Here is a 16,715-nt window from a genome sequence, read left to right on the forward strand (position 1 = left end):
TTGCGGGCCAGGTCGGCACAGCGCGGGGTCCCAGGCAGGAGAAATACATTGCCGTGCCATGGCGTCGGTCGGCATGCTCACAGCCGTGATCACTGGACACGAATCCGCCGACGCCACCGTCGTCATACCCGTCAGTGTGCGTGACCTACTGCCCCGCGACCTGCCGGCGTGCACCTGGTCGGGGTCGGCCACCCATCTGCGCCACGTAGAGCGAGAGTTGGTGCGCGCCGCGGCCGGGGAGGTGGACTACCTGGCTGTATGCACCCCTGTGGATCTGCCGGTGGCGATCGGCGGCATCGACTATCAGGTGTCCCGGGAAGCCGGAACCTTGTGGCAGCTTGCCGTGCTCCCGGCGCTCCAGTCCCGCGGCCTGGGAACGCTGCTGATCCGGGCCGCCGAGCAGAGGATCCGGAACCGCGGTCTGCGCAGGGCTGAACTCGCCGTGGAGGAGGACAACCCTCGAGCTCGCGCCCTGTACGAGCGTCTGGGCTACGCCGTGTACGGCCGCGAGCCCGATGTCTGGGACGAGGAAGGACCTGACGGGCTGATCCGTCGTCACGAGACGATGTGCGTTCTTATGGGAAGGGACCTTTGAGCCCCCGGCCTGGTGACCATCCAGACCGGACTGAGCGCATCACCACCGAGGATGCGGTGGCACGGCTCGGCCGCAAGCCTGGTCTGTGCGTTTATGCGTCTGCATGAACAAGGGAGGCCCGAGGTGGCGGGACCTCCCTTGCTCACCTACTTATATTTGGGCTGCCTTGCCCCGTCCGGCCACCGCCAGTAGCAGCGCCCCGGCGGCGGCGATGACGACCGCGATGGTGAACGCCGTCGCCCACGAGTGGGCGTGTTCGACCACGGCTCCGGTGATGAGCGGTGCGAGGAACCCGGCGCACCCGGCGATGAACTGCACGACTCCGGCGACGGAACCGTAGCGGGGTCCGGGCACCTCCTCGGCGACCACAGTCCAGTACTGCGCACCGGTGAAATAGAGCAGGAAGATGATGACCGCCATGAGCGCCACGGCCTCGACGGCGCTTCCGACGAGCGCGATGCAGCCGAAGAGTGCCGCCGTGAGGATCAGACAGATCACGATCGTCCAGCGGCGGACGGTGGCGGCGGCGCCGATGCGGCGTATCAGCCAGTCCGTGGCGACACCGCCTGCGATCATGCCGATGCAGCCGCCGATCCAGGGGATGGAACCGGCCACGGCCAGATGGCCCAGATCGATGCCGCGCTCGTCGACCAGATAGGTGGGAAACCAAGTAAGGAAGACGTTGAGGATCCAGGCGTAGCCGAAGTAGGCAAGCGCCGTGGCCCAGATGACCGGCCGGGCGACGTAGTGCCACATGCCCGGCAGCGCCGAAGACTTCTCACCTTCCTCGGCTCCGGCCTTGTCTGTTGCGCCACTGTCCTCGGCCCCGGCGTCTTCATCTGCGGCTCTGGCCGCGGTTCCGCTCTGCGCGCCGTGGATCTCACGCAGTTCCGCGGGCTTCATCCAGGGGTGCTGTTCGGGGGTGTCCCGTACGACGGCGAACCAGCCGACGGCGAAGAGCACGCCGATGACGCCGAAGATGATGAACGGCGCACGCCAGTTTCCGTTCGTCGCCTCGATGACGGCGACCACGATGGGGGTTCCGACGGCTCCGCCGAGCGGTGTGGCTGCATTGGCGATACCGATGGCCGTTCCGAGCTCCTGCCGCGGGAACCAGGTGTTCATCAGCTTGGCGGTGACGGTTGCCTGGGGGCCTTCGGCGGCGCCGAAGAGGATCCGGATGATCAGGAAGCTGATGAATCCCGCACCCGCCGCCGTCGCGGCGGTGAACGCGGACCAGGCGAGAGCCGCCCAGCCCATGGCCTTGCGGGGGCCGAAACGGTCGGCTGCCCAGCCGCCGATCAGCCCGAAGGGCGCGTACGAGACGGCGAAGATGCTGAGGATCCAGCCGAACGCGGTCTCGGAGAAGCCGAACTCCTTGATGATGTACGGCGCGGCGACACCGATGGCGGCCCGGTCGGCGTAGTTGAGGCAGAGCACCATGAAGTCGGCGGCGAGCACGGCCCAGCGGGTACGCAGTCTGGGCGGGCGTTCGCCGTCGGAGCTCACGGCGGAGCCCTCGGGCAGGGTGGAGGAAGCGGAGACGGACACGGGTGATCCTTCCGGGGACGGGTGACGCGCCGGAGCGGTGGGCGTTATGGGGGATCAAGCGGGAAGGAAAGAGAGAAAGGGGGGGAAGAAAAGGAAGGCAAGCCGGTCAGAAGAAGCAGCGGGCGGTGTCCACGACGCGGTAGTCCTCGTCGACGACGGGCACCAGCTGCCACTTGTCGTGCGCCGTGCAAGGGTGTGAGATGCCGAGCGCAACCAGGTCACCGACGCGGGGGCCGCCGCACGCAGGGAAGCGCAGAAAGGCGTGCTGATCGTTGAGTGCGTCGATCCGCCAGTTGCTGAGGGAGTCGGCATGACGCGCGGCATCCTGCGCCCAGGTCTCCGAAGTCCCGGCGTGCCGTGGCAGGTGGGCCAGCGGTACAGGAAGTCCCTCGTCGAAGGGCAGGTCGCGGCGGCCCGCGTCCAGCAGCGCCAGACCGTCCTCGGGAGTGGAGATCACCTGGGTCCACACTTCGATGGCGGGGGTCAGCTGGGGTGTGCCGGGCGCTGGGCGGGCCAGCCGGCCATAGAGGCCGTCGTCGTGGGGAGGAGTAGGCGCCGCTGCGCAGCAGCAGCCGTACGGGGCGTCGTCCGTTCGGAGCGTTCCGCTCCGGGGCCATGTGCTGGTCCGGCGCCGTCTCGTTCACTGCCCAGCCGCTCACGAGTTCACGGGCGACGATGTCGTAGTAGATGCTTCCGCCGCAGCTCACCAGCCAATCGCCCGTACCGGCACGGGTGTCCAGCAGGCCCGCGCGGGCGATACGGGACATGGCGTCACGGACGGTGTGCAGGAACCCGGTGACCTCGGCGAGAGCTTCGGGGGTGCGGGCGTGACTGACGCTGCCCTCGTACGCGGCGACGCCGACGACCCGAGGGCGGTTTCGGCGGCGGCTGCCTGTGCGACGGCCAGCACCTGCTCAGGGGTGCGGCAGCCGGTACGGCCGCCCGCGTGCCCGAGTTCCACGAGTACGGGAAGCGGTGGCCCGTGCGGGTCCAGGGCGGCGCCGAGGAGGCGGACGCCCTCGATGCTGTCGACGTACGCCGTGAACCCGAACTGAGGATCGGCTGCCATCTCGCGCTGTACCCAGCGGGCGAATCCCGTGTGCACCAGTGGGTTGGCGTAATGGATGCGCCGGGCTCCTCCGGCGCGGAACACGCGGGCCTGGTGGGGTGTGGCGACAGTGACGGCCCATGCGCCGAGGGCTTCCTGGTGCGCATACAGCCCGGGGGAGAGGGCCGTCTTGCCGTGCGGAGCGAACCGTCCTCGAAGAGGCGGTAGCCCTGGGAGGGGATCTGCGCGCTGAGGTACGGCGCCGCTTGTGGCGGGAGTGCCTTGAACCGCCAGCCGACCGGGCCTTCGGCGAGCTCGTCACCGTGCGGGCCGGCCTGGGCGCTGCCCCGGGGCGTGTCAGCCACCCTCGCCTCCTGGGGCGCGGCCGGAGTCGGTGGTGAGCAGGGTGACCAGCACATCGGTGGCGGTGGCCAGTTGGCCGAGGTCGATGAACTCGCCGGGCGTGTGGGCTTCGGCCATGGACCCGGGGCCGAAGACGACGGAGGGCACTCCGGCGCGGCAGATCTTGCTGGCGTCGGTGCCGTGTCCCACGCCGATGCCCGCCGGATCGAGTCCGTGGGCGGCCAGGGCGCGGCCGACCTCCGCGCTGAACGCGGCTCCGACTCCGTCGTCCTGCGCGGGGAGCGCGTAGTCGACGACGTGCGGCGGTGCCACCTCCACCCGGCCGGGGAAGCGGTTCTCGAGCTCGTCCTTCAGCTCCCGCCACACCTGCTTGGGCTCCTCGCCGCCCACGGCGCGCCGGTCGATGGTGATCTCGCAGCGCTCGGGCAGCACATTGGGACCTGAGCCGCCGGATATCTGCGTGACGACGAGGGTGGGCGCGCCGACCAGCGGCTGCTGCCGTGCGGTCAGCCGGGTGGCGACCTCGTCGCGCAGGTAGCGGACCACCTCGGCGATCGTCTCGATGGGATTGACCCGTCCCTCCGGCAGGGAACTGTGCCCGCCGGGGCCCTTGGCGACGATGCGGCAGCGCATGACTCCCTTGTGCGCCACCACGAGTGCGAGGCTGGTCGGTTCGCCGACCACGGCACCGGCGCAGCGTGCGGCGAAGCCTTCTCCGCCGTCGCCGGTGGGGTTCGTTCCCGCTTCCGTGCCGAGCAGATGAGTCACGCCCCGGTAGCGGTGCTCCTCGTCGATGGCGCCCGCGAGTACGACCGTGCGCTCGGGCGGGTGCCCGGAAGCGGCGATACGGGCGAGCGCCGACAGGAAGGCGGCCAGCGATCCCTTCGCGTCGCAGGCGCCGCGCCCGTACAGACGGCCGTCGCGGATGTGCGCGGCGAAGGGGTCGAGAGTCATTCCCTCGGTCTCGACCGTATCGAGATGGGTCTCCAGAAGGATCCACTCGTCGGTGCGGTGCCCCGGCATGGTGGCGACGACGTTGCAGCGGCCATCGGTCACCTCGTCCAGCCGGGCCGACATACCCAGGCGGCGGCAGTACTCCGCGACGAATTCCGCCAGCGGAGTCTCTGCCGCGGCGGCCTGCTCACGCGGGTTGACGCTGGGAATGGCGATGAGCTCGGACAGCAATGCCTCGTTGGTACTGCATTGCAAATCAATACGTTGCATTGGGCTGACGGTAGAAGGCAGGATGAGGAGGGTCAAGGGTCGTTGCACGTGGAGCAACCGGCGGCGGAGAAGCCGCGAAAGAGAAGGGAGGCCGAGCGGGTGACGGACACAGGGGGGAACGAGGACCGGAGCACGGCGGCGCGCAACCGCTCCTCGTCCTTGCGGCGCGCGCTGACCGTGCTGGACTTCATTGCCGACCATCCCGACCCGGCGGGCGCCTCTCTCGGCGACATCGCACGGGGGCTGGGACTGCACAAGAGCACGCTGCTGCGACTGCTGGCCCCGCTCACCGACAACGGGCTCGTACTGCGCGACACCGAGCGTGCCCGCTACCGGCTCGGCTCCCACGCCGCCTACCTCGGAGGCGCCTACCTGGACCGGCTGGACCTGCGGGAAGTCGCTCGCAACACCCTGACGAGCCTGGCCGAACAGACCGGCCACACCGCCCGGCTGAGCATCCGCGAAACCGGCGAGACCGTCCTGGTCGACGCCGTGGAGGGCAGCGGCCCCATGCCCGTACGCCTCAGACTGGGCGCCCGCAGCCCCTTGCACACGGGGCACGGCCGGATGGGCACTGCTGGCCGGACTCGACGACACCGAGCTGGCAGAGGCCGAAAAGGCGACACAGCAGGCGGCGACGAGCGGGCCGGCCAGTGAGGCGGCGGCCGAGGAACTGCGCGCGGCGGTTGCTTCGGCACGACGCCACGGTTTCGCCGCCGACGACAAGACAGCCGGACCGGGCGTGCTCAGCGTGGACGCCCCGGTATCCGACCACGACCACGCACCGGTTGCCGCCATCGGCCTCCTGGGCCCGGCGGCCGGCGGTGCGCGGAGCGCGTCGGCCTCGTCGCTGGGTGCCCTCGTACGGGATGCCGCCCGCGACATATCACGCGCCCTTGGCGCCAGGACCGGCGGAAGCGCCCGCCTCGGCGACCACAGCAGCGCCGGACATCCCGGCGGTGCCGCCGCCTCTGAAGGACCCGGACGCCCGGGCCGTACGAGCCCAGCCAAGCCGACCCCGCACCCTTCGCCGAAGGAGGCCACCCACGTGGACAGACGCCAGGCCATCAGCACCCAAGCCGCGCCCCAGCCGGTCGGCGCCTACTCACAGGCCATCGTGGCGGGCGGCTTTCTGCACACCTCGGGTCTGGGGCCGCACGACCCCGTCACCGGACGCGTCGCAGGCACAACGATCAGGGAGCAGACCGAGCAGACGATGCGCAACCTCGCCTCGGTGCTGGACGCGCATGGGCTGGACTTCTCCGACGTGGTGCGGGCCACCGTCCACCTCCAGTACCTCGACCGGGACTTCGACGTCTTCAACTCCGTCTACGAACATCACCTCACCGCGCCGTACCCGGCCCGCACCACAGTCGGTGCCGACCTGGCAAACGTCCTGCTGGAGATCGATATGACGGCGCTCCTGCGCTGAGACCGGCCGCGTGGGGGGGGGGGGGGGGCTACCACCAACCGGGTGGCGCTGAATGCTCCAACGACCTACTGCCCCTTACAGCAGGGAGCGAGTGAGCCACACCAGTTCGCCACGGTCATCCGACGAGACATGATCGCGCTCGAACCCGACCTTCTCGAGGACCCGAAACGACGGCGCATTCCAAGAACGCACCGTCGCCCAGAGCCGCTTCCGCCCGGTGACGATCGCGGCATCGAGCACCGCGGAGACCGCCTCAGTCGCATAGCCATACCCGTGCACGCGCCGGAACAGCTCGCACGCGATCTCGGGCTCGTCGAGGGAAGCACGGCCGACGGTGAGCCCGCAATACCCGATGAAGTCGCCCACATCGCGGCGGTCGATGGCCAGCAGACCGATCCCGGTCATCGCCGGCGCAGCCAGCTGAGCCTCGATCACCCGCCGGTTGTCCTCGATCGACGGCATTCCAACGCCCCGCTCAGCAGCGAGCAAGCGATGGACGTCGACGTCGGACTCGGCCCACGGACGCAGCCGCAGCCGCGCGGTTTCGAGATGGAGCGGCATCGGCCGATACGACATGGCGACACTCTATCGACGCCCTGTCCGCGTACCCGAGTGACATCGAAACTCGGCTGCGGGACCGCGGAGTGTCGAAGTGGGACGGCTGAGTGCCTGGGTCGGGCGGTTGCTCGGCTTCTGGCTGGAGGAGCCGGTTTCGGCTCATGGGTGGTGCGTTCAGGGGTGTCCGGTCGCCTGTCGACAGGCGCGTGCGTAGTCCAGCACCAGGGGACGGTGGTCGTCGGCACGCCAGGCGAGCGCGAGCTGACTGGGGGAGATACCGCGCACCGGGCGGGTGACGACGCCGCCCAGGGCGATCAGTGGTGCGTTCCCGCTGGCCAGCAGGCAGACACCGCGTCCGTCCACGAGCGCTTCGTACGTCTCGTCGGTACTGGCGATCTCAGCCCCGATGCGCGGCGCCCTGCCACCGCGGGCGTCCAGCGCGAGCCAGTACTCCCGCAGCGCCCCGGCGCTCTCCGGTAGCGCGAGGAAGGGCTCGTCCAGCAGGTCGGCGAAGTCGATGGCTTCGCGAGCGGCCAGCGGATGCTCCTGGGGCAGGGCGACCAGGCGCGGTTCCTCGGCCACCACCACCCAGGTGTAGCGGTCGGGGTCAGGCAGGGGCAGCCAGATGAAGGCGAGGTCGCTGGAGGCATCCGAGAGGCCCGCGGTCGAGTCCTCCCAGCTGACCTGGCGCAGTTTCACTGTGGCGTCGGGGCGTGCGTCGGTGAACCGGGATCTGATCGCCGGAAGCAGACCGCTGCGGCCCGGGCTGGTGCTCATCCCCACGAGGAGGGTCGTCCGCTGCCCGGCCTTGGCGACCTCGACCGCCTCCCGCGCGGCGTCCCAGGCGGCGAGTACCTGGTGGGCATGGGGCAGCAGCGCGGCACCCACCGGCGTGAGCCGGACACCCTGCCGGTCGCGCTCGAACAGCGGCGCGCCGAGCTGCCGTTCCAGCATCCGGATCTGCTTGCTCAGCGCGGGCTGAGAGACGAACAGCCGCTCGGCCGCACGGGTGAAGTGCAGTTCCTCCGCCGCGGCGGCGAAATACCGAAGATCCCTCCCATGCACATCCATAACCATTGGCTATCACAGCGGGTCTTGGACGGGCGAACGATGCCCCGGCAGGGTTGAATCCGAAAGGTCCGCAGCACTTTCCGGAAAGGGATGTCCGATGGGCAAGGTATGGCTGGTGACCGGGGCGAGCAGCGGCTTCGGCCGGGCGATCACCGAGGCGGCGGTCGCCGCCGGGGACGTGGTGGTGGCAACCGCGCGCCGCGTCGACGCGCTGGCCGACCTGGCCGCCGCGCACCCCGACCAGGTGGAGGCGGTGCCGCTCGACGTCACCGACACCGCAGGAATCGAGGCCACCGTGCTGGACGTGGTGGACCGTCACGGCAAGATCGATGTGCTGGTCAACAACGCCGGACGCAGTCACGTCGGCGCCGCCGAGGAGACCACCGACGCCGAACTGCGGTCTCTGTTCGACCTGCACTTCTTCGGACCCGCCGCACTGGTCCGGGCCGTGCTCCCGCACATGCGCGCCCGACGCAGCGGCGCGATCGTCCAGATGAGCAGCATGGGCGGCCAGATGTCCTTCGCCGGGTTCTCCGCCTACAGCGCCACCAAGTTCGCTCTGGAAGGATTCTCGGAGGCGCTGGTCGACGAGGTGCGCCTGCTCGGCATCAAGGTGCTGATCGTCGAACCCGGCGCCTTCCGCACCAGCCTGATGGGCAACATCAGCGCCAGTGAGGAGATCGCCGACTACGCCGAGGCAGTCGGTCCCACCCGGCGGATGGTCCAGACCGCCGGCGGCGCGGAACCGGGCGACCCGGCCAAGGCCGCGGCGGCGATCCTGGCCGCCTTGGACGCCGAGCAGACCCCGCTGCACCTGCCCCTGGGCACCGACGCGGTCGACGCGGTCCTCGCCCATCTCGACAGCGTCCGCTCCGACGTCACCACCTGGGAGAAGACCGCCCGCGACACCGCCTACCCGCGATAAGACAGCGGGACTGGTCAGTCGCGTTCTCCCACGGTGCGGCGGACAACACGGCGGGCCCGGCCGTATCACGAGCCATCAGCGGCTTAGCACCGCCGCGGATCGAGGTTGGCGGGCCCGGGCGATGCCCTGTTCGGCCTCGCCACCTTGACGCTCGGACACGAGGAGCCCCTTGACGACGTCGTCGCCGGTTACGGCACCGACGTCGACCTCGACGTGATCCGCTTCGGTGGCCTGGAAGCGGTAGGAGTCGGTGTCGGTCTGGAACAGCAGCTTCGCGCCCTTCTCGGTCGAGACAGCCGAACTCGTCCAGACAGAGAAGGAGGCTCAGCGACGTGGTAATCGTCCGGGGCCTTGGGGTAGCGACCGGGGCCTGGCTGACAGCCAGGCAGCACCCGCTCATCACCCTCGAGGCTCCTCGCTGTCCGGGAGGCGAGCGTTGATCGCCGTGTCGAGCTCTGCCATCGTGCGGTGGAAGGCCGCCTCCATATCGACGTCATAGCGGTGGGCCAGGATGAGCACCGACCACAGGCAGTCTGCAAGCTCATGTTCCAGGGCCGCACGCCCGCCAGGCACCTCACGGGCACCCTCCGCGGCCATAACCAGCTTGGCCAGGTCACCGACATCGCCTACGAAGCCGAGCATGAACTCCTCGCGTGTCCACACCCGGCCACGCTCCTGCAAGTTCAGCTGGTCGTAGAGATCGTGTATACGCATCGCCTGCTGTCGCAGCTCATCAAGACTCACCACAGATGCCTCCTGATCTTCAGCGGCCGACCAAGGCGCTGATCACCTTATGCGCCGCCGCCTTGCTCTGCCGCTTCACGCCGATCGCAATCCGCTCCCAAGAAGCACCCGGCTCGACGCCGGTGCCCTTGACTGCCTTGGTGTACTGGGCGTCGAACCGCTGCCTGCTGACCTTCTCCACGAATGTGGCCAGGTACGGCAGCCTGCGCGGGAGTGGTCGGCTCCGTCTCCACCTTCTCGGCCCGCTCCCGCCACGGACCGTAGATTCTTCATCGCGTCGTTGATTCAGCGCGTCGCTCATGGCGTGAGCGTGCGAGGTGATGGGCCACACGCACCAGCTCACGTGTTGACGCTTCAGTGCGCTCGCCCGGGTTCACCACCGCCAGCCAGCCGGCGGTGCCGTAGACGGGGTACGCGATCACGGTGTCGGTAGCGCCGGGGTCGACCTCGGCGGAGGCTGGTTCGCGTGGTGCGTGACCGATCCACTGGATGAACGCTTCCTTCCCACCGGCGATATTCACGCGCTGGCGCGCACCAGCGACGGGCCCAGCGCCGTGCCCGCGTTCGACGCACCAGGGAGTCCGGTACCGCTTGGCCGCGTAACGGTGTTGCCAGCCCTCGTCTTTCCTGCAGCACCTCCAGGAAGGGCTGGCTCGACGACGCTGGCGGCTGCCAGGACCATGGCGTTACCTGGCTTCCGGGTCCGCGACAGACTCGCTACCAAACTGGTCAACGATCTGGTCGAAGCCGCGGACGACGCCCAAGACCATCGCCCGCTACGGACGCGTCGATCTGAACAGCGTCGCCATCGCCTCCCATACGAATCGTTCGATGGGCGGAAAAGGACGTTCACCGATCTGCGGCTCTGCGCGGCCATAGCCGACCGCCTCACCTTCGGCCGGAACATCATCGAGACCGACACGGAGTCCTACTGACTCGCCAGCACCGGTTCCCCAGGTGCCGTTGCCACGATCCACGATCGGTTCCCGAGCCAGTTCGCCCTCGCCGCCCTGGCCCGTCGGTAACCGCCGACGGCTGCAAGGGCCGAGCGGGCAGCAGCCTCGTCATTGCCACTGCGGTATAACCAGGCCATGATCTATCACGTTGTGACCGCCACTGACTGGAATGCCCATCCCGAGCAGCCGTACGGACCTTCTTCCCTAGCGGAGGACGGTTTTGTCCACTGTTCCCCCGACGAGGCGACCACCCTGGCCGTCGTGAACGCCTTCTACCGCGACGCGTCCAGGCCGCTGCTGGTGCTGCTGCTCGACGAGGAACGTCTTGCCTCTCGGGTGGAATGGGAAGAGGCAGTCCCCGTACCACCACCCGGGGTCGGCGCGGACATCGTGTTTCCGCATGTGTTCGGCCTGATCAACCGCGATGCTGTCACGGGTATCCTGGAGATCAAGTGGGATGGTGAAGGCCGGGCAACCGGAATGCGAGCGTGGCAATCAGCCTGATATCCGAGGCTCTGACAACTGATCAGCACGTCCGACGAGAGGGCCGTATTCGGAGTGCGGGTGTGTACGTCACGGTCGCGTCCTTACACTCCTTGGCGGCGTCGTGGAGGGCTTTGGCCTCGGCACGGTCGGCGCTGAGGCTTCAGCGGAGTTGGGGCCGTTCCGCGGTCCACTGCAAGCACGAAGCCAGCTCACCTCCCTCCCCGTCACTCCCGAGAACGACGTCCCCCGATAGAGCCGGACCAAGTTCCCGCACTGAATCAGCCAGCACGGCGCCTGCGACGCCCGCGAGGCCGCACCCCAGCGCGATGGAGAAACGTCACCCAGGACGATCAGTGCCGCGCCACGGCCGGCAGCTGGCACTCCGCCTACGACGGCACACTCCTCGGCGCGGCATCCAAAGTGGTCATCGACCACGTCGTATCACTCAAAGAAGCATGGCACTCCGGCCCCTCCCAATGCACCACCGAACGGCGCCGCGCATGGGTCTCAGTGAAGTACGAGTACACCTTCACCACCAACAGGAAGAGCACGACGCCCTGGCTGCCATGCTCGGAACCTGCGCCTGGCACCGATCAATTCCCGGCACGCTGCTGTCCGCGGCGCGCCGGGAACTGACCTGTCTGCTGCCCGGGGAGAGCACCTTGACCTGCATCCCGGCGTTGCGGATATGAATCTCAGCGCATGGGTCCTCGGCGCCGAGATCCTGGCTGCCACCGGCGGTGGCATGACGAATTTCGGAACCCCGACCGCCTCGACGGTGAAAGCGGCCAAATGGCAGGCGTGGCGCTGCACAGGTCCTACGCTCGGCCCGGCTCCGGCGCCAGCTTCGACATCACGGTCGGCGACAGCGACGGGTTGGCGGCCGCCGCTTCCACCACCCGCCAGTCGTCGTCGGCGAGCAGTTCGGCTATGACCGGTGGTGGCAGGGCCGGGTGTCCGGCGGCTATAGGACGTGCCCGTCTGTCCGTCAAGCAGGCCAGCAGCGCCGGGCCCGTCGCATTGCGGTGCCGGGCGACCTCGCGGAACACCTTCCGCACCGGCGGGACGTGCCTGGTCAGGTCCTCCAGAAGCGCTGACGGCGCGTCCGGGTTGGCCGCCACCTTGGCGACGACGTGACTTCCGTGCCCCTCGACCATGGTGCGCAGTTGAGTCTCCGAGAGGCCAGGGTGCGGAGCGATGGATTTGACCACCTTCGCGTCCGCGTCGGCGGCCAGCGCATCACGGATCTCCGCCGACAGATCGCGCCGTTCGGCCAGAAGCATCCGCACGGCGGAATTCGAGGACCTGGCCAGCTCCTCGACCTCCGAGGGAGAAGCGGCGGCGATCCTCGGCAACAGGGTCGGTCCGACCTTGACCGTGCCCGCCAGGCAGGAGAGCACGTCGAGCGGCACCCGGGGGTGGTGCGCGAGTGTGCGTCGCACGTCGTGGTCGGGGTCGGTGGCCAGCGCGCGGATCAGGGTCTCGTCGATCGCCGGATTCCCGGCGAGGTCTGCCCGGACACCGGGGATGGGGTCCCGAGCGAGCCGTCCCCACACCTCCGGCGGCAGGTCCGGGCGGGCGGCGAGTGTCCAGCGCAACAGCGCCGAGGGGTGGTCGGCGAATGGGACAACGGCTTGGACAGGCGTGGACGGGTTCCGCAGCGCCAGCTCCGTGATCTCGGCGACGGTGGACTCATGGGAACCCGCACACGAGGCGCCGGACCGCAGCTCGCAGTCGAGCCGCGGACACTGCGGATCGTGCACGAACGGCGTCTCCTCGACGTCGCATACCAGGCACCGCTGTGCCGGAGGCACTCCTTCGCCGGTGATCAGCATCGCCAGCACTTCTGGTGGGGTCGCCTCGTTGGCCGCCACCATGCGGCGAACCTCGGCATGCGGATGCCGCGCAAGCCGGCCCGCCATGTCCGGCGTCGTCCACGACGCGAGCTCCGCGACGACCCGTACGTCCGAGTCGGCGGCGAGCCTCTCCACCACCTCAGGCGGAAGCCCGGCACAGGCGGCCAGCCTTTCCCGGCGCCCGCCATCCGGATCCGACGCGAACAGCAGCGCCCACTCCAGGTCACCGGAACGCTCCTCGAGCAAGGCGAGCGCGGCACGCGGCTGCGCCACGGGATCGATGTCGGCGGCGGTCAGCAGGCCCTCGTACGCAAGCCGCACGGCGATCTCCTCGCCCTGCGAGGCCAGGGCAACGGCCTGCGCATGGCTGAGCTCCGTCCGACTGGCGAGGCTGTCGGAGACGTCCGTGTCCGCGACCTCGATCAGCCGGTCGACCAACTCAGAGGGAAGGGCGGCGTTGGCGGCGAGCCCGCACAGTACATGGTGCACAGGGAGCATTCTGCCCGGCGTGGTCGAACAGGCGGTGCATTTCTACGCTGGCGGGTTACCGTGCGTCTTTGCAGATGACACCGCGGTGCCGTACTGAGCTGGGCTCCTGGTTGAGGCTGTTCGCACTGTTCGACTCCGGGAGGTCGTTCTCTGCTGCCACCTGCGCGTGGCGGGCGGATCAAGCGCCAGCTGTTGACGGCCTCTGCGATCTGCAGGGCGGCCTGGGCGGGCGTGAGGTGGGTGGTGTCGACGACCTCGGCTACGTCGTGGAGCCATGTGCGGGCCGCTTCGGCGTAGGGCTCGAGGTATTTGAGACGGAACGAGGAGGGGCCGAGATCAGTGTCCCCCTCGATGCGCCCGCGAAGGGTGTTCTGGTCAGCGTGGAGGACGAAGTACCGTACAGGGATGCCATGTTGGGCGAGGCTCGTGCTGATCTCACGCCAGTGCTGCTCGACCAGGACCGGCATCACCAGAGCGCCGCCGATGTAGTCCAGTGCGCGGCGGGAGGTCTCGACCACGAGCGGCCGCCACGGCGGCCAGTGCTGGAAGTTATGTCCATGAGTGTCTCGCAGACTTTCTCGGCGTCGAACACCCGTGAATCCGGGATCCGTAGCTGCACGAGTGCACCGGTCGTTGTCTTGCCTGCCCCGCGGGTGCCGTTGAGGCATACGATCACGGGACCCGATGCTAGCGCTGCGCGGGCGCGGACACGGGCACGCTGTCCGACGGGATCATCACCCTGTCCCCGCTGCGCCTGGACGATGCGGAGGCGCACCTCGCGGGGGAGGATGAGCCGCTGATTCGCTGGCTCAGCGGCGGTCCCGGCACACGCCCACGAGGCACTCGCGGAGACGATCGAGCTGCGGTTCGCGGCAGAGGGTTTGGGCCCCAGCCAGGTGAATCTCGCCTATGGCCTCTGCCTTTCCTGGAGGGAGCGCGGTCTGGCCACCCGCGCGGTCTGCTTGGTCTGCCGATACGCGGCAACGGAGGGTGGGAAAGAGAGGGTGATCCGGGTGGTGCCGGAGAACGCCGCCGCTGCCGCAGTCGCCCAGCGGGCGGGATTTATCCCCGGCGAGCACACGAATGGCGAGGATGGGACACGGCCCGACTGGTACATCCGGGACCTTTTGGCGACGCGTGACCAGCGAGCACGGGACACCCCTTAGAACTCCTAACGAAATGATCTTCGAGGTGATTGGGGCACTCCAGGACTGATGATCCGGGGGTGCGGGGTGGCGCGGCCGAAACCGTGGGAAGTCGATGACGAGCTGTGGGCGGTGCTCGGGCCGCTGCTGCCTAAGGTGGAGCGTCGGCCTCGGCATCCGGGACGCAAGCGGCATCCGGACCGGCTGGTGTTCCAGGGCATCCTGTTCGTGCTGCACACCGGGATCTCCTGGAAACACCTGCCGCAGGAACTCGGCTTCGGCTCGGGTATGACCTGCTGGCGCCGCCTGGCCGAGTGGACCGCGGCCGGTGTGTGGCCCCGGCTCCACGAGGTCCTGGCTGGCCGAGCTGCGCGGCGCGAATGCCCTGGACTTCTCCCGGGCGGCCGTCGACAGCTCTCACATCCGGGCGTTAAAGGGGGAGCCAACGCCGGACGAAGCCCAGTCGACCGGGGCAGAACCGGCAGCATGCACCATCTGATCACCGACGCCACCGGCATCCCGCTCGCCGCCACTCTGACCGGCGGCAACCGCAACGACGTCACCCAGCTGATCCCACTCCTTCAAGCCGTGCCGCCGGTGCGGGGCAAGCGCGGCTAGCCCCGACGCCGCCCGGACGTGGCGCTGGGCGACCGCGGCTATGACCACGACAAGTACCGCCGCCTGGTCTGGGACCTCGGCGTGAAGCCGCTGATCGCCCGCCGCGGCCTTCACTGGTTCCGCCGCCTGCGCATCCGCTGGGAGATACCCGACGACATCCACGAAGCCTGCCTCACCCTCGGATGCGCACTCATCTGCTGGCGACGTCTCAAGTCATTGCGGCAGTAATCTTCACTGCACGTGAGAGCAGTCGGAATCAGGGTCCCGCGCGATGGCGATCACGTCATCGAGCTGGTCGCGCACAGCGAGCAGGTCGATGATCCGCTGGTCCGTTTTTTCTTCACCCGTGTCCACGCACGGCAGCACCTCGCGGACCACTCTGCTCGGGAGGCCCGCGGCATACAGCTGTTGGATCAGCCGGACTCGGCCGACGGCGGTGTCGGGGTAATGCCGCTGGCCGCCGGGGCTGCAGCCCGCCTGGAGCAGACCCTGTTCCTCGTAATAGCGCAGCGCCCGGACGCTCACTCCCGCCTTCTCGGCGACCTCGCCGATGCGCGACGGTCTTCCTACGTCGGGCGGCACGCCCGACTTGCAACTGACGCCGACGTCAGCTTTTAGCGTGGTGAGCGTCGGCACTCGCCGAACATTCACGCCACTGATCTCACGAACGGCCGGTTCAGGCCGCGTGGAAAGGCAGAACCTCATGCGCGCAGTCCGCTATCACGAGTACGGCGGTGTGGAGACCCTCGTGGTCGAGCAGGTGCCGGACCCACATCCCGGGCCCGGCGAGATCCGCATCCGCGTCGCGGCGGCCAGCGTCAATCCCGTCGACTGGAAGGTGCGTTCCGGTGCGGTGCACGAAGTGCTCCCCGTGGACCTGCCCGCGATTCCCGGGCGTGATGCCGTCGGCGTGGTCGACGAGACCGGTGAGGGCGTACAGGGCGTGAGCATCGGCGACCGTGTCTTCGGGCTCGGTGGCGTCACCGGCGCGACAGCGGAGCTGGCCGTGCTCTCGGCCTGGGCCCACGCGCCCACCACATGGACCGACGAGGAGGCCGCCGGCGCCGGTCTGGCATCCGTGACCGCGATGGGCGGGCTGAAGGCGCTCGGTCCCCTCCGGGGGCGCACCCTGCTCATCGAAGGCGCCGCCGGAGGCGTGGGCAGTGCTGCGGTCGAAATCGCGATGGCTCAGGGCGCCACCGTGATCGGGACGGCCAGCGAGCGCAACCACGAGTTCCTCACCTCCCTCGGAGCCATTCCCACCACCTACGGCACCGGCCTCGCCGAACGCCTCGCCGCCCTGGCTCCGGACGGTGTCGACATCGCGCTCGACACTGCGGCCTCCGGGTCCCTGGCTGATCTCATTGCGATCGTGGGCGACCCTGCCCGCGTGTCGACGATCGCCGACTACGCCAACGCGCAGCGCCTGGGTGTGCATGTGGCCAACGCGGAGAACGACTCCACACTCCTCGCCGAAGCGGGCGAACTCGGCCGGCACGGCCACTACACACCGCGCATCGAGCGGATCTACCCGCTCGAACGGATCGCGGAAGCGCACGCGTACGCCGAGCGCGGACACACGCGGGGGAAGATTGTGGTCTGCATCTGAGCGTGTCCCACCGTTCCGGGCTTCCCGCGGCTTCGACCGCGGGAA

The 16,715-nt window shown here is 69.0% G+C and carries 20 protein-coding genes and 4 pseudogenes; 12 read left to right on the plus strand and 12 right to left on the minus strand.

Annotation, left to right across the window (positions count from 1 at the left end):
* The first annotated feature begins 73 nt into the window (after positions 1-73).
* A complete protein-coding gene (locus tag SSOG_RS45695; protein ID WP_039942871.1) occupies positions 74-595 on the plus strand; it encodes a GNAT family N-acetyltransferase in 522 nt (173 codons plus the stop codon).
* Between the two features lie 150 nt (positions 596-745).
* On the opposite strand, the gene SSOG_RS45700 is transcribed toward SSOG_RS45695, so the two are convergent.
* The 4 genes from SSOG_RS45700 to SSOG_RS45710 all read right to left on the minus strand — a co-directional run bounded on the left by SSOG_RS45700 (position 746) and on the right by SSOG_RS45710 (position 4,781).
* The gene (locus tag SSOG_RS45700) at positions 746-2,146 is read right to left on the minus strand and encodes an MFS transporter (protein ID WP_009721133.1); all 1,401 of its coding nucleotides are present in this window, start codon (positions 2,144-2,146) and stop codon (positions 746-748) included.
* A gap of 106 nt (positions 2,147-2,252) precedes the next feature.
* Positions 2,253-2,615, minus strand: a complete 363-nt coding sequence (locus SSOG_RS51870; protein ID WP_050800221.1) for a type III PLP-dependent enzyme domain-containing protein — start codon at positions 2,613-2,615, stop codon at positions 2,253-2,255.
* Between the two features lie 234 nt (positions 2,616-2,849).
* The gene (locus SSOG_RS58820) at positions 2,850-3,488 is read right to left on the minus strand and encodes an alanine racemase (RefSeq protein ID WP_009721134.1); all 639 of its coding nucleotides are present in this window, start codon (positions 3,486-3,488) and stop codon (positions 2,850-2,852) included.
* A gap of 63 nt (positions 3,489-3,551) precedes the next feature.
* Positions 3,552-4,781, minus strand: a complete 1,230-nt coding sequence (locus tag SSOG_RS45710; RefSeq protein WP_063631633.1) for a M20 family metallopeptidase — start codon at positions 4,779-4,781, stop codon at positions 3,552-3,554.
* Between the two features lie 99 nt (positions 4,782-4,880).
* Here SSOG_RS45710 and SSOG_RS54585 point away from each other — a divergent pair, with 99 nt between their 5' ends.
* From SSOG_RS54585 to SSOG_RS52975, 3 genes and pseudogenes are all read left to right on the plus strand, one after another.
* Positions 4,881-5,438, plus strand: a complete 558-nt coding sequence (locus SSOG_RS54585) for an IclR family transcriptional regulator (protein ID WP_009721136.1) — start codon at positions 4,881-4,883, stop codon at positions 5,436-5,438.
* Positions 5,383-5,613 (plus strand): annotated as a pseudogene (locus SSOG_RS58825) (IclR family transcriptional regulator domain-containing protein); the annotation flags it as partial. The gene SSOG_RS54585 and the pseudogene SSOG_RS58825, both read left to right, overlap by 56 nt.
* Before the next feature lie 216 nt (positions 5,614-5,829).
* Positions 5,830-6,213: a RidA family protein gene (locus tag SSOG_RS52975; RefSeq protein WP_009721137.1), complete on the plus strand. Its 384-nt coding sequence runs from the start codon at positions 5,830-5,832 to the stop codon at positions 6,211-6,213.
* Between the two features lie 75 nt (positions 6,214-6,288).
* Here SSOG_RS52975 and SSOG_RS45725 read toward each other — a convergent pair whose 3' ends face one another.
* Both SSOG_RS45725 and SSOG_RS45730 read right to left on the minus strand, forming a co-directional pair.
* Positions 6,289-6,789: a GNAT family N-acetyltransferase gene (locus SSOG_RS45725; RefSeq protein WP_009721138.1), complete on the minus strand. Its 501-nt coding sequence runs from the start codon at positions 6,787-6,789 to the stop codon at positions 6,289-6,291.
* Positions 6,790-6,945: 156 nt separating this feature from the next.
* Positions 6,946-7,848: a LysR family transcriptional regulator gene (locus tag SSOG_RS45730; protein WP_009721139.1), complete on the minus strand. Its 903-nt coding sequence runs from the start codon at positions 7,846-7,848 to the stop codon at positions 6,946-6,948.
* A gap of 91 nt (positions 7,849-7,939) precedes the next feature.
* Between SSOG_RS45730 and SSOG_RS45735 the strand changes: the two genes are divergently transcribed.
* Together SSOG_RS45735 and SSOG_RS57230 are read left to right on the plus strand one after the other, a co-directional pair.
* A complete protein-coding gene (locus SSOG_RS45735) occupies positions 7,940-8,767 on the plus strand; it encodes an oxidoreductase (RefSeq protein WP_009721140.1) in 828 nt (275 codons plus the stop codon).
* A gap of 108 nt (positions 8,768-8,875) precedes the next feature.
* Positions 8,876-8,989, plus strand: a pseudogene (locus tag SSOG_RS57230) (aminoglycoside phosphotransferase family protein); the annotation flags it as partial.
* Positions 8,990-9,166: 177 nt separating this feature from the next.
* Here SSOG_RS57230 and SSOG_RS45740 read toward each other — a convergent pair.
* The 3 genes from SSOG_RS45740 to SSOG_RS57235 are packed head-to-tail and all read right to left on the minus strand — an operon-like array spanning position 9,167 to position 10,032.
* Entirely contained in the window at positions 9,167-9,511 is a 345-nt protein-coding gene (locus SSOG_RS45740) for a MazG nucleotide pyrophosphohydrolase domain-containing protein (protein WP_039942874.1), read from the minus strand.
* Between the two features lie 19 nt (positions 9,512-9,530).
* The gene (locus tag SSOG_RS47850; protein WP_009721143.1) at positions 9,531-9,812 is read right to left on the minus strand and encodes a hypothetical protein; all 282 of its coding nucleotides are present in this window, start codon (positions 9,810-9,812) and stop codon (positions 9,531-9,533) included.
* Positions 9,781-10,032, minus strand: a complete 252-nt coding sequence (locus SSOG_RS57235) for a DUF6194 family protein (protein WP_009721145.1) — start codon at positions 10,030-10,032, stop codon at positions 9,781-9,783. Before SSOG_RS57235 ends, SSOG_RS47850 begins: the two co-directional genes overlap by 32 nt.
* A 141-nt stretch (positions 10,033-10,173) precedes the next feature.
* Here SSOG_RS57235 and SSOG_RS50075 point away from each other — a divergent pair.
* Both SSOG_RS50075 and SSOG_RS45750 read left to right on the plus strand, forming a co-directional pair.
* A pseudogene (locus SSOG_RS50075) lies at positions 10,174-10,446 on the plus strand (IS21-like element helper ATPase IstB); the annotation flags it as partial.
* Positions 10,447-10,602: 156 nt separating this feature from the next.
* A complete protein-coding gene (locus tag SSOG_RS45750) occupies positions 10,603-10,971 on the plus strand; it encodes a DUF952 domain-containing protein (RefSeq protein WP_039940367.1) in 369 nt (122 codons plus the stop codon).
* 800 nt (positions 10,972-11,771) lie between these two features.
* On the opposite strand, the gene SSOG_RS45755 is transcribed toward SSOG_RS45750, so the two are convergent.
* Together SSOG_RS45755 and SSOG_RS57240 are read right to left on the minus strand one after the other, a co-directional pair.
* Positions 11,772-13,298 (minus strand): hypothetical protein, encoded by a 1,527-nt coding sequence (locus SSOG_RS45755; protein WP_009721149.1) that lies wholly within the window; start codon positions 13,296-13,298, stop codon positions 11,772-11,774.
* 188 nt (positions 13,299-13,486) lie between these two features.
* Positions 13,487-13,974, minus strand: a pseudogene (locus SSOG_RS57240) (ATP-binding protein); the annotation flags it as partial.
* 220 nt (positions 13,975-14,194) lie between these two features.
* On the opposite strand from SSOG_RS57240, the gene SSOG_RS57245 reads away from it, so the two are divergent.
* From SSOG_RS57245 to SSOG_RS57250, 3 genes are all read left to right on the plus strand, one after another.
* Complete coding sequence (locus SSOG_RS57245; protein ID WP_245606549.1) at positions 14,195-14,464, plus strand: GNAT family N-acetyltransferase; 270 nt, start codon at positions 14,195-14,197, stop codon at positions 14,462-14,464.
* A gap of 66 nt (positions 14,465-14,530) precedes the next feature.
* Positions 14,531-15,061 carry an IS5 family transposase gene (locus SSOG_RS50090; protein ID WP_245606550.1) on the plus strand — a complete coding sequence of 177 codons (531 nt, stop codon included), beginning with the start codon at positions 14,531-14,533 and terminating at the stop codon, positions 15,059-15,061.
* A gap of 18 nt (positions 15,062-15,079) precedes the next feature.
* Complete coding sequence (locus SSOG_RS57250; RefSeq protein WP_050800224.1) at positions 15,080-15,289, plus strand: hypothetical protein; 210 nt, start codon at positions 15,080-15,082, stop codon at positions 15,287-15,289.
* Between the two features lie 3 nt (positions 15,290-15,292).
* Here the strand turns inward: SSOG_RS57250 and SSOG_RS45770 are convergent, their stop codons facing one another.
* Entirely contained in the window at positions 15,293-15,643 is a 351-nt protein-coding gene (locus SSOG_RS45770) for a MerR family transcriptional regulator (RefSeq protein ID WP_009721153.1), read from the minus strand.
* Positions 15,644-15,764: 121 nt separating this feature from the next.
* On the opposite strand from SSOG_RS45770, the gene SSOG_RS45775 reads away from it, so the two are divergent.
* Positions 15,765-16,670 (plus strand): NADP-dependent oxidoreductase, encoded by a 906-nt coding sequence (locus SSOG_RS45775; RefSeq protein WP_039940368.1) that lies wholly within the window; start codon positions 15,765-15,767, stop codon positions 16,668-16,670.
* Positions 16,671-16,715 lie beyond the last annotated feature (45 nt).

Origin of the sequence: Streptomyces himastatinicus ATCC 53653 (assembly GCF_000158915.1) — a bacterium.
Lineage (GTDB): Bacteria > Actinomycetota > Actinomycetes > Streptomycetales > Streptomycetaceae > Streptomyces > Streptomyces himastatinicus.

Coding starts and splice junctions, on each gene's coding strand:
- SSOG_RS45695 (WP_039942871.1), top strand. CDS start 74: ATGCTCACAGCCGTGATCACTGGACACGAATCCGCCGACGCCACCGTC.
- SSOG_RS45710 (WP_063631633.1), bottom strand. CDS start 4,781: ATGCAACGTATTGATTTGCAATGCAGTACCAACGAGGCATTGCTGTCC.
- SSOG_RS45725 (WP_009721138.1), bottom strand. CDS start 6,789: ATGTCGTATCGGCCGATGCCGCTCCATCTCGAAACCGCGCGGCTGCGG.
- SSOG_RS45730 (WP_009721139.1), bottom strand. CDS start 7,848: ATGGTTATGGATGTGCATGGGAGGGATCTTCGGTATTTCGCCGCCGCG.
- SSOG_RS45735 (WP_009721140.1), top strand. CDS start 7,940: ATGGGCAAGGTATGGCTGGTGACCGGGGCGAGCAGCGGCTTCGGCCGG.
- SSOG_RS47850 (WP_009721143.1), bottom strand. CDS start 9,812: ATGAGCGACGCGCTGAATCAACGACGCGATGAAGAATCTACGGTCCGT.
- SSOG_RS45750 (WP_039940367.1), top strand. CDS start 10,603: ATGATCTATCACGTTGTGACCGCCACTGACTGGAATGCCCATCCCGAG.
- SSOG_RS45775 (WP_039940368.1), top strand. CDS start 15,765: ATGCGCGCAGTCCGCTATCACGAGTACGGCGGTGTGGAGACCCTCGTG.